The following is a 15484-nucleotide window of genomic DNA, read 5'->3' on the forward strand; positions in this document are numbered from 1 at the left end:
CTTTTTGGAGAGGGGAAAAGTTATTCTCTCTTTCTATTGAATGGTGATAGGGAACGCGTAAATAGCGTCCCCCTCTTTCCAAGTGGCATGAATGACATAGATGTACGAGCCTTGCTGTTCAGGCAGCTCAATCGTTCCATTGGGAACTAACTGCCAGTCGACATCGTCGCCGTTCCATACGCCAGCTTCGAGTGTTGATGGGCGATAGTCAAATTGAACGCGAAGTTTTGCCCCCGGAGCAGCGGTATAGGGAGAGAGTTCTTTGACGAGCTGCGGCGGGGCGGCGTCAGCAGTAACTGCTCGTCGGCCTGTTGACCACGTATAAGTTCCAAGTCGGTGATCGACCGTTTCGCCGTTGATGGTTAACCTTCATTTTGGTGGTTCGATATTGCCGAGCGAACAGCTGGCAGGCCATAGAAGCAAAATCAGACCCGGGGCCCATCGTATTCGCATAGAGAATTCCCCTTTTTAACCGATAGGTTGCATGAATTGAATACGTTCCCGAATGGCCTTTGATCCGGTGACTGAGCGTCCACTCGGAAGAAGGAGATAAGAGATGGATTGGAGTAAACGAGCGATAAAGAAGGATGTTGCAGCCGTTACTTATTTTTCCGCAACTTCGACTCTTTCCTTTTGCTTCTCCTTCTCCTTAGCTAGCTTCTTATCCCATTTAAATACTTTGTTGAGTAGTTTATAGATCGTTTTGCTTTCTTTGGCAAAGAGCGGTCCCAATATCGCGAGCATGAGAACGTAAAGAGCGGTAAAAGGAGTTAAGATAGGGTTTAACCCCGCTGTAATCCCTAGATTCGCAACGACAATAGAAAATTCCCCACGCGCCGTGATCGTTAAACCAATGTTTGTAGAGGCTTTGTAGGACAATCCAGCCTTTCTTCCGGCGATCATTCCCGCCACCATATTGGCTAGTAGAGTGACGATAACGGCTCCTAATGATAACCAAAACGCATGAATTAAGGTGGATGGTTCAATAGTCAAACCGAAACTAAAGAAAAAGATAGCTCCAAAGAAGTCGCGGAATGGAACAACTAAATGTTCGATTCGATCGCGGTGTTCGGTTTCCGAAAAGACAAGCCCCAGTAGTAAGGCCCCGATAGCTTCAGCGACATGAAGCGTTTCGGAAAAGCCGGCAACGAAAAAGAGAATAGCAAAGATAACGATGATGAATATTTCATCGGATTTGATATTTAACCATTTGTTCAGTAGAGGGGCACCTTTACGAGCGATGACAAAAAATAGCAGCATATAAGCAACAGATGTTAAAACCGATAGGCTGATTCCGAAAAAGGAGGTGGATCCAGCTAGCAAAACCCCTGACATCGTCGTCAAAAATAGGGCAAGGAAGATGTCATCAAAAAGGATCATCCCTAAAATGAGCTCTGTTTCAGGATTGGCCGTTCTCCTTAAATCGACGAGAACTTTGGCCACGATGGCACTTGATGATACACTGAGGAGCCCGGCAATCAGAAGGGTTTCCATCCATGGCATTCCTACGGTTTTGCCATAAACCAATCCTAAAACAAAGTTCATTATGACATAGATGCTGCCACCAACCACAATGTTTTTTCCGGACTTAATCAGCTTGCCGACAGAAAATTCAAGACCTAAATAAAACAGCAAAAAAAGTACCCCGATCCTCCCTAGAAACTGGATAATTTCATTACTTTCAATAAAAGTGAGGTCAATAATCCCAATTGTAGGGGCATGGGGCCCAACCAGCATGCCGATGATGATCAAAAACGGGATAATGGAGAAGTTTAATCTATTGGCAATGATGGATCCAATAGCGACTAAAACGAGTGCCGTTCCCACTTCCAGTACTAAGTGGTTCATTTATTCCCATCACTCCTTATTTGATAGTAGATGATTCATGATCTCCTTTATTTGTTGTCTTTCTCCAGACATGATTAATGTATCCCCAGCTTCAATCAACGTATTTGGACCAGGGTTATAAGATTTTTGAGAATGTTTCTTTTTGATAGCAATAACATTGACGCCGAAACGGTTTCTAATATCAAGCTCTCCAATTTTTTTATTTGCAGCAGGGGCGTTCGGCTCCACTTGAAACCACTCGATAATGAGATCGTCAAAGGCAAATTCCACTGTTTCGAGCGCTTTTGGTTTGTATGCCATTCCTCCAATGATCCCGGCAATTTGCCTTGCTTCTTGGTCGCTTAATGTCACACTGCTAACGACTTCATCATAATCATCTGCGTCAAAGTGATAAATTTCTCTTCGTCCATCGTCATGAATCACAATGACAAGTTTATCTTTGTTTCGAGTAATAATTTCAAATTTGTACCCAATTCCTGGAAGTTCACTTTCTCGAATATTCATCGCAAAATGTTCCTCCTTATTGATGGTTTATTTGTTTTTAAAGCGCCGTATGGATTATGGCGTCTAATATTAACAAATGTGCTAAGGATATGTTTTAGATTCAATCGTCAAATGAATATCCGCGTTGACGATGAGTAGTTTACCTATATGGGGTTCTTATTTTTGGGGTTTTGTGTAAATATAAACCATTTTCGGTTTATATTTAATAAAGATAACAAATGAACCCTTTCCTGTTATCTATTTTAGCTATAGTTATTATAACAGTAAAAAAGGTTCTTTTCACTGTTTTTGACTGAATTGTCTGCTTGAAGGGGGGGAGGGGGTAAAATATACTTGTTGGCTGCTCCGTCTGCTCATGTTCTCTTGTCATGTGATATATGAATATGTTTCGTTTTTCAAATTAGCATACATGCCGTTTGGCTTAGGAATTATCGCTGTCTTTTTTTGTCGTCTTTTCAGTGAACCGTCTCATCAACAAAGAAAGCGATGATGGAATGAGGATTTCCGAAAAGGACTTTAGTTGAGAGAATCCTCTCTCTTTCACGCATTCATGAATCCATCATTGTAGAGGCAGGTTTTTTCCGTAATCGTCTAGCGGACTAATGATTCAACCATACATGTGGCGTAAAAAAGCGCTGCTCTTTTTAGAGGTTGTAGAAGAAAATGAAGTTTTTCGCCGGCCTTCTGTGCCAAAATGGGAATACACATGTAATGCAGGAATACCTAAACAAAGGAGGACGACGTGATGAACGAACGAATAGAGCGCGACTCGCTTGGGGAGGTGCGGGTGCCGGCCGATAAATACTGGGGAGCGCAAACGGAGCGAAGCCGGCAAAACTTCCGCATCGGCAAAGAAACGATGCCGCTTGAACTCATTTATGCTTATGCCGAGCTGAAAAAAGCGGCGGCCATCGTCAACGAGCAAGCTGGAAAGTTGAGTGAAGCAAAGAGGCAGGCGATTGTGACGGCTTGCGACGAGATTTTGGCTGGCCAATGGGATGCACATTTCCCTCTTGTTGTTTGGCAGACGGGAAGCGGGACGCAGACGAATATGAACGTCAATGAAGTGGTGGCTAGACGGGCGAACGAGCTACTCCCTGACGGGGAGGAACGCATTCATCCGAACGACGATGTCAATATGTCGCAAAGCTCAAATGACACGTTCCCAACGGTGATGCATATCGCTATTTATACGAAAATTCAAACGCATCTTCTGCCGGCAATTGATCGTTTGATTGGCACGTTTGCGGCCAAAGAACGTCGCTATGAGAAGACGATCAAAGTTGGGCGCACTCACTTGCAAGATGCGACACCGCTCACATTTGGACAAGAGATTTCTGGGTGGCGGACGATGCTTGAGAAAAGCAAAACGATGATCGTGGAAGCGACCGACAAGCTGCTCGATTTGGCGATTGGAGGTACGGCGGTCGGCACAGGGCTTAATGCGCCGCCATCATTTGGCGAACAAGTGGCCAAACAGTTGCACGCCCAAACCGGCTATCCATTCCGCTCAGCAACAAATAAATTTCACGCGTTAACAAGCCATGATGAGATCGTTTACGTTCATGGGGCGTTGAAGGCGCTTGCGGCTGATTTGATGAAAATCGCTAACGATATCCGTTGGCTAGCGAGCGGGCCGCGTTCCGGGTTTGGGGAAATCGTGATTCCGTCGAATGAACCGGGCAGCTCAATCATGCCGGGTAAAGTGAATCCGACGCAAAGCGAGGCGATGACGATGGTTGCCGTGCAAGTGTTCGGCAATGATGCTGCGATCGGTTTTGCGGCAAGTCAAGGTAATTTTCAATTAAACGTGTTCAAACCGGTCATCGCTTATAACGCCATTCAGTCGGTGCAGTTGCTTGGCGATGCCATCCGCTCGTTTGATGAGCGATGTGCTCAAGGGTTAGAGGCAAATGAAACGAAAATGAAAGAGTACGTGGAGCGCTCGCTGATGCTGGTGACGGCATTAAGCCCGCATATCGGCTATGACAAAGCCGCGGAAATCGCTAAGCTTGCGCATCGCGAAGGATTGACGCTGAAAGAAGCGGCGTTGCAGACTGGGTATGTGACGGCCAAACAGTACGAGGAATGGGTAAGACCGGAGAAGATGATTTAACGGAACAAGACGATGAGTAGATAAGACTGGAGAGAATGGGTTAGCCAAAAACGCTCATCCCCTTTAAGCGGGATGAGCGTTTTTTAGTTGGAGCAGCCTTTCACTACTAGTTGGTTGCTTTGCAGCAGGCAAATGTTAAGTAAACAAACCAATGAGTTCATTAATCGACAAGACGGCAAACAGTGCTAAACACAGGGCGAGTAGCGCATTTGACAGCCAATGGTTCCTTCCTTCATCTGGAAGCGCTTTTTTCGAGTTGAGCAAGTAAAGCAGTGTGACGGCCAAAAACGGCATAAACAGCGCTCCAAGCGCCCCGTAGGCGATAATAAGACCGACCGGCTTGCCGATAAAATGTAAGAGCATCGGCGGAAAAGTGAGCCAAAAGACGTAGAAGCGAAACGCTTTCGACTGGTTGAGCGACTCGGTGCCAATCGGCGTTTTTCGCATGTTGCGAACAAAATCGGCGAACAAATAGGAAACGCCGTTCCAAACGCCGATGACGGATGTAAACGATGCCGACCAAAAACCAAGCAAAAAGAGCCACCGGGCGGCTGGATGCAGCTCATTGCCCATGATCGAGGCAAACGAGACAAGCCCTTGTTCGCCGTTGATCGAGGTATTCGTTCCGTAGAGAAGAGCGGCGCCTAAAATCAGGAGCGACAACGTAAAAATTGCTGTCACAATGTAGGCAACAGCGGAATCGTAACGCATTGGCGATACGTAGGACCGGCCTTTCCAGCCATTTTCCTGAAGCCAATATCCGTAAGACGCCATGGTAATCGAGCCGCCGACGCCTCCGATCAGCCCGAGAGCATACAAAAGCGACCCTTTTGGCAAATCAGGAACGGCGGTTTTCCAAAGATCGTTCAGCTGTGGCAACACAAGCAGTGCCGAACCAACAACCGTCACAAACATCAGTCCGACGAGCACGTTCATCACCCGTTCAAACAGTTGGAACCGCCCCGACCAAGTGATGGCAAAACCAGCGAGGCCATGGATGATTGCCCACGCCCAAAGCGGAATCGATGGGATCATCGCCGACATCGCAAGCGCGCACGATGATGTGCCCGCCGCTCCGTAAACAAATCCCCAAATGATCGCATACACCCCAAAGTAGATGGACGCCCATTTCCCCATCGATTGCCAGCCTTCGAAAATCGTTTTTCCGCTTAATAAATGCCAACGTCCAACTCCTTCGTTCAGCACGAATTTGAACACAGCCCCGACGATAATCGCCCACATGAAAACAAGGCCATAGTTCGTTCCTGCGACAAGAGCAGCGACTAAGTCGCCGGCTCCGACTCCGGTGGCGGCGACGATCAACCCAGGGCCGATCATCTTCCACTTCGATTTCCCCATTTTTTCTCCTCCCCTTTGTTGCAAATCGATTCCAAAAGTTGTGTATATTCGATATCATATTAATAGTATAAACTATATATTGTCTACCTCTAAAAGTCCCATGGATCTCCATAAAAGGAGTTTGATGTAATGAACGAACCGTTGCTTTCTTCAATTGAACAAGTCGTTCGCAATGTAGAACGAGTCATTGTCGGGAAACGCCAAGTCATTGTACTCAGCTTAACAGCACTGTTGGCCAAGGGGCACGTATTGCTTGAAGATGTGCCGGGTGTCGGCAAGACGATGCTCGTGCGTGCGTTGGCAAAATCGTTCAGTACCGAGTTGAAAAGAATTCAATTTACGCCGGATTTATTACCGAGCGATGTGATCGGCATTTCTGTTTATAACCCGAAAGAGCAGCAATTTGAGTATAAACCTGGACCGATTGTCGGCCATATTGTGCTTGCTGACGAGATCAACCGGACGTCGCCGAAAACACAGTCGGCGCTTCTTGAAGCGATGGAAGAAGGGAGCGTGACGGTAGATGGGGTTACCCGCCAACTACCGCAACCGTTTTTTGTCATGGCGACGCAAAACCCGATTGAATATGAAGGAACATATCCACTTCCGGAAGCACAGTTGGATCGGTTTTTGCTGAAATTGCAGATGGGCTATCCGTCACATGATGAGGAAATCGAAATGTTAAACCGGCTTGAAAAAACAGCGCCGCTCTCGGAGATCGGTCCAGTCATGTCGCTTGAGGAATTGCTTGCCTTGCAACGGAAGGTGACGGATGTGCATGTGAGTGATACGGTGAAAGGATACATCGTTGAACTTGTCCAACAAAGCCGTACGCATGAAGCGGTCTATTTGGGCGTCAGCCCGCGCGGGTCGGTCGCCTTGATGAAAGCGGCGCAGGCGTATGCACTCATCCACGGCCGTGATTTTGTCATCCCCGATGATGTCCAGCAACTCGCTCCCTATGTGCTCGCCCACCGTCTGCTTGTCCGTCCGGAAGCAAAATGGGACAAGCTTGATGGGGAAACTATCGTTGCGCAACTGATTGCCCGTACACCGGTGCCGGTGCGAGGGCGGCGATAAAGATGAAACGGAATTGGCGCCGTTGGTTTGCTTTCACCGGTTTGTTACTTTTGGCGGCTGTCTTGTTTTCATACGCCATGTTTCAAGGCGGGTTTGTCAGTTGGTTTTTGTTTTACAGTTTTTTGCCGTTCGGTTTATATGCGCTCTTGATCATGATCTACCCGCTTCGGCGCGCCACAGTGAGCCGAACGGTGCCAGTTGGACACTATCATGTGGGCGAATCTATCCCCGTCACCGTTCGAATTGATTTGCCGTGGCCGATTCCGCTAGCAGTACTCTCCGTTGTTGAGGAAGAGCAGAAGTGCGGAAGAGCAATGTTCGCTTTGTCGTTTCGTCGTCGCCTGTCATTTACCTGGTCGTTACGGTTGCCACGTGGCCGTCATCAATTGGAAACCGTCTGTCTTGAGGTGGGCGATCCATTCGGATGGGTAAGCAAAACAGCCTCATTCCACGTCCCGTGCACGGTAATCGTCTATCCGCGCTATATCGAATGGCCGTTTGAATCGATGCGTGAGTGGTTTGCGCACGGAAAAGCAGCGCGCCCGATTCCGCTTCACCGCGACATGGCGGTGGCGGCCGGTGTCCGTGAGTATGTGCCCGGCGATAAAATGTCGTGGGTGCATTGGAAAGCGTCGGCGCGCAGGCAGGAGCTAATGACAAAAGAATTTGATGAACAGCGCAATAACGATTGGATCGTGGTGCTTGACGGCGCCCCGTCCCCAGTGTTTGAGGAACTTGTCACATTGGCCGCTTCTGTATCGAAGGGGTTACTTGATGATGGAGTGCCGGTAGGGCTGCTCTTTGCTGGAAAAAAGCGCTCGTTCTTAGCGCCGCGATCCCATGACAAACAGTGGCCGTCCATTCTTCTCCAGTTGGCGGAAGTGAACGGCGAGGGCAAAGAGCCGCTCTCGCGCACGTTAGCAGAAGAAACGAACTGGCGTGCAGCTGCCGGGTGTATCATTTTAACCTCCGCGTTATCGATTCCACTTTTGCAGCAATTGCGCACAATAGCATCCAAACGACAGGTCGTACTATATGTCGTCAGCCGGGAGTGGAGTCATAAGCAACAGAGCTGGGCGGACGGGCTCCGCCGCAGCGGGGGGGATGTATTGCACATTGACCCGCAGATGTTGCAAACCATCCGGCAAGGAGGGGAAAACGGATGAAACAAAGGGCGGAGACTATGTTATCCGCCGTGTTACCGAATGGGTTGGCTGCTTGGTTGCTCACGGAATGGCTTTGGCCGCTTGACACAGTTGCGGACACAGCGCATATCGGGACATTCGCGATGTTTGTCGTCATTTGTTTTCTATTTTATACGTTGCGTGTTCCCACCTGGCTTTCTGCCCTCGGTAAAATCGGTTATATATGGTGGGCGCTTGATGAATGGTTTTATGATGAGGCGATATGGGATGTCCCACGCGCATTATGGTGGGACGGCGTTGCTTGGCTTGTCGGGGGAGGAGCATCGATGCCGGACGATGCGCTGCGCACCCTTGCCTTTTTTGTGTCTTTATGGGCGGCTTCGTTTGTTTGGCACTGGCTGGTTGTGCGGCGAAACCGGTGGTTTGTCCCTTATGCGCTCACGGTTAGCTATATTGCTGTGTTGGATACGTTTTTCCCTTACAGTGGAAACGGAGCGATTGTTCGCCTTGTGGCGCTCGGTTTTTTCGCATTCGTTTGGCTGCATGGGGAGCGGATGCGGGCAAAAGGAGGGGCTGCTTATATCCGGAAGTGGCGGGCGGCAGCTCTATCTATTCCTGCTATTGCCGTTACGGCCGGATATGTTGGGCCGAAACTGCCGCCGCAATGGCCGGACCCGGTTGCGTTTATTCGTAGCTATGCCGCTGACTCTGGGGAGGAGTTTGACACGACGACAGCAGCTGTTGTCAAGAAAATCGGCTATGGGCAAAATGATTCTCGCCTCGGCGGACCGTTTATCGCTGATGATACGGTTGTGTTCATTGCTAAAGATGAAGGTCGTCATTATTGGCGTGTAGAAACGAAAGATGTTTACACTGGAAAGGGATGGGAATCATTCCAGAGTGAACAAGTGAAATCATTCAGAAACGGAAGACTGATGGAGCATGAATGGTGGAGCGACAAAGTAAAAACGGCGGAACAGACAGCGGAAATCACCCGCCAAGATCAAGCGTTCCATCTCGTTTATCCGATTGGTTTACAACAAGTGCAAACGTCTGACAACATTGTCTACCGCATGCATATGGCGACAGAAAAAATTTATACGACCGATATAAATGCCAATGCACTTCCCATTCAGCGGTATACGATCACGTATATGGAGCCGGATTTCCCCATCGAGGCATTGCGTTCCGCGGCTCCAGTCCAAGACGCCATTTTTCTGAAGCGCTATACGCAACTGCCGGATACGCTTCCGAAGCGGGTGCGTGATTTGGCAAAGCAAATTACCGAAGGAAAAGAGACGGTATACGATAAAGTGAAAGCCATTGAACAATATTTCCATATGAACGGGTATGCGTACGAAACGACGAATGTTGCCGTCCCAAGAGCCAATCAAGATTATGTCGATCAATTTTTGTTTGAAACGAAACAAGGGTATTGTGATAATTTTTCCACCTCAATGGCTGTGCTTGTTCGCAGCCTAGGTATTCCCGCGCGCTGGGTGAAAGGCTATACATCCGGACAGCTTGCCGAGGAGCAAAATGGGGCTGAGTTTTATAAAGTGCGAAACAACGACGCACATTCGTGGGTCGAGGTTTACTTTGAGGGCGTCGGTTGGGTGCCGTTTGAGCCGACACAAGGGTTTGTCAATCCGTATGCCTTTTCGCTTTCCACTTCCAATGAAGAGCAACAAGCGCCGTCGTTGCAACCGGAAGAACAAGAGACACCGCTTGTGCCGCTCGAACAATTGATCGAACCATCTTCGCAGAAACAAGATCGTCATTGGTGGGAGCAGTTAGCCAGCGTCTGGTCATGGAAAACGGCGCTGACCGTGTTCGTTGCGTTGGCTGCGTTGGGTGGCACGCTCTACGTGACAAGACGGAAATGGTGGCCGCGCTGGACGCTTTTTTGTTTTCGCTGCCGTCGAGTTGACGGGCCAGAATGGCTTGTTCCTGCTTACTTGGCATTGTTGCGTCAATTACATGACTACGGGTTGAGACGAAAAGAGGATGAAACGCTGCGCCAGTACGCCATTGAAGTGGATCGTTTATTGGAAACCAATGAAATGGCACGGCTGACAAAATGGTATGAGCAAGTGATCTACGGCGCAAATAGCGACCGTATCGACATCCGTGAGGCGCGTCAATTGTGGGAAAATTTAATAAAAAGGACGATCACTTGACCGACTGCTGTCAAGTTGATAGAATGGATTCAAATTTGCATACGAACAGAACGAAAGCCTTTCATATATGCGTGGGAATATGGCTCACGTGTCTCTACCGGGCCGCCGTAAACGGCCTGACTATGAAGGCAGAAGACGCTGCTATTCTGCCTTCATCATGTTATTTGGGCGATGGCAGCGCTTATTTTTTCGACGGGGTGGATAAGATGAACCAAGAAATGATCGTCGTATTGGACTTCGGAAGCCAATATAACCAACTGATTACTCGCCGCATCCGTGAATTTGGCGTCTACAGCGAACTGCATCCGCACACGATCAGTGCGGAAGAAATTCGCGCGTTAAATGCTAAAGGAATCATTTTTTCCGGTGGTCCGAACAGCGTATATGATGAACAAGCGTTTACGTGCGATCCAGCGATTTTTGAACTCGGGCTGCCAATCTTGGGGATTTGTTACGGGATGCAGCTTATGGCGCACCACTTGGGCGGCAAAGTGGAAAAAGCCACACACCGTGAATACGGCAAAGCGCTTATCCAAGTGAAAAATGATTCTTTGCTATTCCGCGGGTTGCCGGATGAACAAGTCGTCTGGATGAGCCACGGCGATTTAGTGACTGCCCCGCCGTCCGGTTTTATCGTCGATGCGACAAGTTCTTCCTGCCCGATCGCCGCGATGAGCGATGAACGTCGGAAATGGTACGGGGTGCAATTCCATCCGGAAGTGCGTCATTCCATTTATGGAAATGATGTACTGAAGCGGTTTGTTTTCGACGTATGCGGCTGTCACGGCGACTGGACGATGGAAAACTTCATCGATGAGCAAGTGCGTCGCATTCGTGAACAAGTTGGCGGGAAAAAAGTGCTTTGTGCATTAAGCGGTGGAGTTGATTCATCGGTTGCCGCTGTATTGGTGCATCGTGCCATCGGTGATCAGCTCACATGCATTTTTGTTGATCACGGCCTTCTTCGCAAAGGCGAAGCGGAAAGCGTCATGAAAACGTTCCGCGAACAGTTCCAGATGAACGTCATTAAAGTGGATGCGAAAGAACGCTTTTTGGCGAAATTAAAAGGGGTCTCCGACCCGGAACAAAAGCGGAAAATCATCGGCAACGAATTTATTTATGTGTTTGACGATGAGGCGGCCAAGCTCGAAGGCATTGAATTTTTAGTGCAAGGCACGCTTTATACTGACATTATTGAAAGTGGCACAGCAACGGCACAAACGATTAAATCGCATCATAACGTCGGCGGCTTGCCGGAAGATATGAAATTTGAATTGATCGAGCCACTCAATACGCTGTTTAAAGATGAGGTACGCGCACTTGGCACACAATTGGGCATTCCGGACGAAATCGTCTGGCGTCAGCCGTTCCCGGGACCTGGTCTTGGGATTCGCGTTCTTGGTGAAGTGACGGAAGAAAAGTTGGAAATCGTCCGTGAATCGGATGCGATTTTGCGGGAAGAAGTGAAAAAAGCTGGACTCGACCGCGAAATTTGGCAATATTTCACCGTTCTCCCTGATATCCGCAGCGTCGGAGTGATGGGGGATGCCCGCACGTACGATTATACGGTCGCCATTCGCGCGGTGACATCGATCGATGGGATGACCGCCGACTGGGCTCGCATTCCTTGGGATGTGCTCGAACGCATTTCAACACGTATCGTGAACGAAGTGCCGCACGTCAATCGCGTCGTCTACGATATTACAAGTAAACCGCCCGCGACGATCGAGTGGGAATAATATAAAATTGATGGTTAAGTCGTCTATTCCATAAATGGAGTAGGCGACTTTTTTGTGTCCAGAAAAATAGTATATGGTAAAGAAACAATAAAATATTTTAAGATCAAGAAAAATATTTCTTGAAGTAAATAGCCAATAAACCGCGATAAATAAGCGTTTTTATCCTTTGTTACGCAAAGTGACAGCGATGTTATAGATAGTGAATGTTCTTTGAAAGGGTTTTGATTTACAATGAGTGCAACAAATTTAAGCAAGGGGGTCATCAAACAAAAATGACACTAGGAGAAAAAATTAAGAAGGCAAGAATAGAGGCAGGACTTTCTCAAGAACAGCTATCTGAAAAATTAGGGGTTTCTCGTTCTGCAGTTGCGAAATGGGAATCGGGCAAAGGTTTACCGGATATAGATAATTTAAAAAATTTATCCAAATTATTGAATGCGAGCATTGATTATCTGCTTGATGATGGAGAGACTTTGGACGAAATGGTTATGCGTGAGCCGTACAACTTATCAGAGTATGGCAAGGGTCTTAAATCTTCAAAGAAAAATCGTGTTATTCGTGATAAATTCCCAAATGCAGAAATCTACTCGCTTCTTGCTTACCAGAAACTCACAAAAGGAGAAAAGATCGTTGACAATGCACTTGGGTTCTTCACAGACGCACCATTTGGAATACCTGAGTTTCTCAATTATTTGAAAAATAATGATAAACGATTCTATTTGGTCGAAAAGGATGGAAAACAGTTTTTTGTGACGGTGACGGACGAATTTATAGAAACTCGTCAGCTTGCGAATCGAATAGACAGCAAAAAATTTGAAATCGGAAATTGGAAATTTAAAAAGACCGGCAAAATTTAAATCGCTACATGACTTCTGACTGTCCGTATCCAATAGGACATGTTAGTAAAAGTATCTGATCATATAGTTAACGAAGTTAAAGGTATTAAGTACGTTCTATACGACATTACATCTAATCCGCCAGCTCCGATTCAGTGGGAGTAATTCTTGGGATAAAAAACGAATGAAAGGTGAACATTTCCTTTGGAATGTTCGCTTGTTTTCTTGACAGCGGTTGTCCATATTGATACAATGGTCATGGATTGTGAATATTGTCGAATTCCGTCGTATAATCTCGGGAATATGGCTCGGGAGTTTCTACCAAGCTACCGTAAATAGCTTGACTACGAGGGATGTGAAGTAGAGGGTCAATGTCCTCTCTATATTCGTCATTCCTCCTTGGTCAACGCTTCTGGTAGCTGCAGAGGCGTTTTTATTTTTTATAGGGGGGACAAACGTGAGAAAATATTTTCAGTTTGATGAGCTCGGTACAAACTATCGGACAGAGATCATTGCCGGGCTGACTACATTTTTGTCGATGGCGTATATTTTGTTCGTCAACCCGTTTACGTTGTCATTAGGGGCAGTGGGAGATTTCCCGGACGAACTGCGCATTGACCAAGGAGCGGTATTTGTCGCCACCGCTTTGGCAGCGGCGTACGGGTCAATTTTGATGGGGGTGCTCGCCCGCTATCCGATCGCCTTGGCACCAGGAATGGGGCTAAACGCCTTTTTCGCTTTCACTGTCGTATTGCATATGGGGGTTCCGTGGCAAACGGCGCTTGCGGGAGTTTTTGTCTCTGGGGTCATTTTTACGATTTTAACGCTGACGGGTATTCGGGAAAAAATTATTGATGCCATTCCTGTTGAGTTGAAATATGCTGTTGGTGCCGGAATCGGTCTGTTTATTACGTTCATCGGCCTGCAAAATGCCGGCATCATTGTGAATAACGATGCGACGCTAGTCGGGTTGAGTAATTTAAGAGATGGTAATACGCTGCTTGCTATTTTCGGGTTGTTTATCACTGTCATTTTGATGGTGAAAAAAGTGAATGGCGGCGTTTTTTACGGCATGGTCATTACGGCTGTCGTCGGCATGATTTTCGGTTTAATTGAAGTGCCAAAGCAAATTGTTGGTGCTATTCCAGACATTTCGCCGACGTTCGGCGTTGCGATTGAACACTTGCCAGACATTTTCTCTCTCAAAATGCTCGGTGTTGTTTTGACGTTCTTTATCGTTGACTTTTTCGATGCGACCGGCACGCTTTTGGCGGTTGCCAACCAAGCGGGATTGTTGAAAAACAATAAACTGCCGCGCGCCGGCAAAGCGTTGCTTGTTGACGCAACGGCAGTAATGGTCGGGGCGGTATTCGGCACATCGACGACGACATCTTACATTGAATCATCCGCCGGTGTCGCTGCTGGGGGACGCTCTGGATTTTCAGCGGTTGTCACAGGAATTTTGTTCTTGCTCGCCTTGTTTTTCTCACCGCTGTTAAGCGTCATTACCGCACCGGTTACCGCGCCTGCTTTGATCATCGTCGGGGTATTGATGGCCTCGTCGATTGGCGAGATTGATTGGAAGAAGTTCGAAATCGCTGTGCCAGCGTTCTTTACACTCATCACAATGCCGCTTTCCTATAGTATTGCGACCGGCATCGCCGTTGGCTTCATCTTTTACCCGATCACAATGATTTTAAGAGGCCGCGGCAAAGAAGTGCATCCATTATTGTATGTGCTGTTTGTTATCTTTATCTGTTATTTCATCTTCTTGCGAGAATAGAAAAAGAGAAAAGGACTGTTCCTAGGATAAGTTTGACCATCTTGGGAACAGTCTTTTTTTGTATCTATGGATAAATTTTTTCGCATGAGGAGTCGGATGATCTGAATATGGTATAATGGTAAAAAGTTGGAGGGGGAGTTATTGGTGTTTATCCGTTACGTGGAGAAAGATGTGTGGTTAAAGTTGCTGACGCAGGAAGATGCGGAGCCGCTTTTTGCGTTGGTTGATTCGTGCCGTGCGCACCTGCGTCAATGGCTTCCATGGGTCGATTCCACAAAGACGGTGGAGGATTCGAAGGCGTTCATTTCTCAAGGACTGCAAAAGTTTGCGACTGGCAATGGATTTGAGGCGGGGATTTTTTATCAAGGACAATTAGCCGGGGTGATTGGCGTCCATTACATCGACTGGGCCAACAGAAAGGCGAGTATCGGCTATTGGCTTGGTGAATCGTTTCAAGGAAAAGGATTGATGACGAAAGCATGCAAAGCTTGCATTGACGATTTGTTCGTTGAGCAGGGAGTGAATCGAGTTGAAATTCGCTGTGCGGTGGGAAACCAGCGGAGCAGGGCAATCCCGGAACGGCTAGGTTTTGTCATGGAAGGAACGATTCGTGATGCGGAGTGGCTTTACGACCACTTTGTTGATCATGTGGTGTACGGAATGTTGGCCAGAGAGTGGAAGAGATAAAAACAAAAAAACTTTGAATGGACAGTTGACACATTAAAATAGAGGTGCTATATTAATAAAGTCGCTTCGATGCGACGAAAAAAAGATAAAAAATGTATTGACAAGAACAAAAAGAAATTATAAAATATAAGAGTCGCTTTTGATGAGAGTGAATTCATCGAGCGAAAGAATAAAATTTGTTCCTTGAAAACTGAACGAAACGAAGCG

General features: G+C 47.4%; 12 protein-coding genes and 2 riboswitches. Of the genes, 9 read left to right on the forward strand and 3 right to left on the reverse strand.

All coding sequences use genetic code 11. The annotated features are described in order from the left end of the window. Positions 1–603: 603 nt before the first annotated feature. Complete coding sequence (locus tag DSM465_RS0116690; RefSeq protein ID WP_008882014.1) at positions 604–1848, reverse strand: cation:proton antiporter; 1245 nt, start codon at positions 1846–1848, stop codon at positions 604–606. A gap of 9 nt (positions 1849–1857) precedes the next feature. Further along, positions 1858–2352, reverse strand: coding sequence for a cation:proton antiporter regulatory subunit (locus tag DSM465_RS0116695; protein WP_008882013.1), 495 nt, complete (start codon positions 2350–2352; stop codon positions 1858–1860). Positions 2353–3097: 745 nt separating this feature from the next. Between DSM465_RS0116695 and fumC the strand changes: the two genes are divergently transcribed. After that, entirely contained in the window at positions 3098–4468 is a 1371-nt protein-coding gene (gene fumC / locus DSM465_RS0116700; RefSeq protein WP_008882012.1) for a class II fumarate hydratase, read from the forward strand. A 135-nt stretch (positions 4469–4603) separates the two neighbouring features. On the opposite strand, the gene DSM465_RS0116705 is transcribed toward fumC, so the two are convergent. Beyond that, positions 4604–5827: an Nramp family divalent metal transporter gene (locus DSM465_RS0116705; protein ID WP_008882011.1), complete on the reverse strand. Its 1224-nt coding sequence runs from the start codon at positions 5825–5827 to the stop codon at positions 4604–4606. A gap of 129 nt (positions 5828–5956) precedes the next feature. Here DSM465_RS0116705 and DSM465_RS0116710 point away from each other — a divergent pair, with 129 nt between their 5' ends. The 8 genes from DSM465_RS0116710 (at position 5957) to DSM465_RS0116740 (ending at position 15277) form a co-directional block, all read left to right on the forward strand. Continuing rightward, positions 5957–6907 (forward strand): AAA family ATPase, encoded by a 951-nt coding sequence (locus DSM465_RS0116710; protein WP_008882010.1) that lies wholly within the window; start codon positions 5957–5959, stop codon positions 6905–6907. Positions 6908–6909: 2 nt separating this feature from the next. After that, entirely contained in the window at positions 6910–8073 is a 1164-nt protein-coding gene (locus DSM465_RS0116715) for a DUF58 domain-containing protein (RefSeq protein WP_029761825.1), read from the forward strand. Then, a complete protein-coding gene (locus DSM465_RS0116720; protein ID WP_029761826.1) occupies positions 8070–10232 on the forward strand; it encodes a transglutaminase TgpA family protein in 2163 nt (720 codons plus the stop codon). The genes DSM465_RS0116715 and DSM465_RS0116720 overlap by 4 nt, the downstream gene beginning before the upstream one ends. A gap of 41 nt (positions 10233–10273) precedes the next feature. After that, a riboswitch (purine riboswitch) is annotated at positions 10274–10375 on the forward strand. Positions 10376–10438: 63 nt separating this feature from the next. Further along, positions 10439–11971, forward strand: a complete 1533-nt coding sequence (guaA, locus tag DSM465_RS0116725; protein WP_029761827.1) for a glutamine-hydrolyzing GMP synthase — start codon at positions 10439–10441, stop codon at positions 11969–11971. A 272-nt stretch (positions 11972–12243) separates the two neighbouring features. Further along, positions 12244–12828, forward strand: a complete 585-nt coding sequence (locus DSM465_RS19155; protein ID WP_029761828.1) for a helix-turn-helix domain-containing protein — start codon at positions 12244–12246, stop codon at positions 12826–12828. A 39-nt stretch (positions 12829–12867) separates the two neighbouring features. After that, positions 12868–12972 (forward strand): GMP synthase (glutamine-hydrolyzing), encoded by a 105-nt coding sequence (locus DSM465_RS19160; protein WP_080320020.1) that lies wholly within the window; start codon positions 12868–12870, stop codon positions 12970–12972. A gap of 100 nt (positions 12973–13072) precedes the next feature. Continuing rightward, a riboswitch (purine riboswitch) is annotated at positions 13073–13174 on the forward strand. A gap of 90 nt (positions 13175–13264) precedes the next feature. After that, positions 13265–14590, forward strand: a complete 1326-nt coding sequence (locus tag DSM465_RS0116735; RefSeq protein WP_008882003.1) for an NCS2 family permease — start codon at positions 13265–13267, stop codon at positions 14588–14590. A gap of 144 nt (positions 14591–14734) precedes the next feature. Further along, complete coding sequence (locus tag DSM465_RS0116740) at positions 14735–15277, forward strand: GNAT family N-acetyltransferase (protein WP_029761829.1); 543 nt, start codon at positions 14735–14737, stop codon at positions 15275–15277. The last annotated feature ends 207 nt before the right edge of the window (positions 15278–15484 follow it).

It is taken from the genome of Geobacillus thermodenitrificans subsp. thermodenitrificans DSM 465, from assembly GCF_000496575.1.
Classification (GTDB): domain Bacteria; phylum Bacillota; class Bacilli; order Bacillales; family Anoxybacillaceae; genus Geobacillus; species Geobacillus thermodenitrificans.

Excerpts from the sequence above, each read along its gene's own strand:
- DSM465_RS0116690 (WP_008882014.1), bottom strand. The coding sequence starts at position 1,848 with ATGAACCACTTAGTACTGGAAGTGGGAACGGCACTCGTTTTAGTCGCT.
- DSM465_RS0116695 (WP_008882013.1), bottom strand. The coding sequence starts at position 2,352 with ATGAATATTCGAGAAAGTGAACTTCCAGGAATTGGGTACAAATTTGAA.
- fumC (WP_008882012.1), top strand. The coding sequence starts at position 3,098 with ATGAACGAACGAATAGAGCGCGACTCGCTTGGGGAGGTGCGGGTGCCG.
- DSM465_RS0116705 (WP_008882011.1), bottom strand. The coding sequence starts at position 5,827 with ATGGGGAAATCGAAGTGGAAGATGATCGGCCCTGGGTTGATCGTCGCC.
- DSM465_RS0116710 (WP_008882010.1), top strand. The coding sequence starts at position 5,957 with ATGAACGAACCGTTGCTTTCTTCAATTGAACAAGTCGTTCGCAATGTA.
- DSM465_RS0116715 (WP_029761825.1), top strand. The coding sequence starts at position 6,910 with ATGAAACGGAATTGGCGCCGTTGGTTTGCTTTCACCGGTTTGTTACTT.
- DSM465_RS0116720 (WP_029761826.1), top strand. The coding sequence starts at position 8,070 with ATGAAACAAAGGGCGGAGACTATGTTATCCGCCGTGTTACCGAATGGG.
- guaA (WP_029761827.1), top strand. The coding sequence starts at position 10,439 with ATGAACCAAGAAATGATCGTCGTATTGGACTTCGGAAGCCAATATAAC.
- DSM465_RS19155 (WP_029761828.1), top strand. The coding sequence starts at position 12,244 with ATGACACTAGGAGAAAAAATTAAGAAGGCAAGAATAGAGGCAGGACTT.
- DSM465_RS19160 (WP_080320020.1), top strand. The coding sequence starts at position 12,868 with ATGTTAGTAAAAGTATCTGATCATATAGTTAACGAAGTTAAAGGTATT.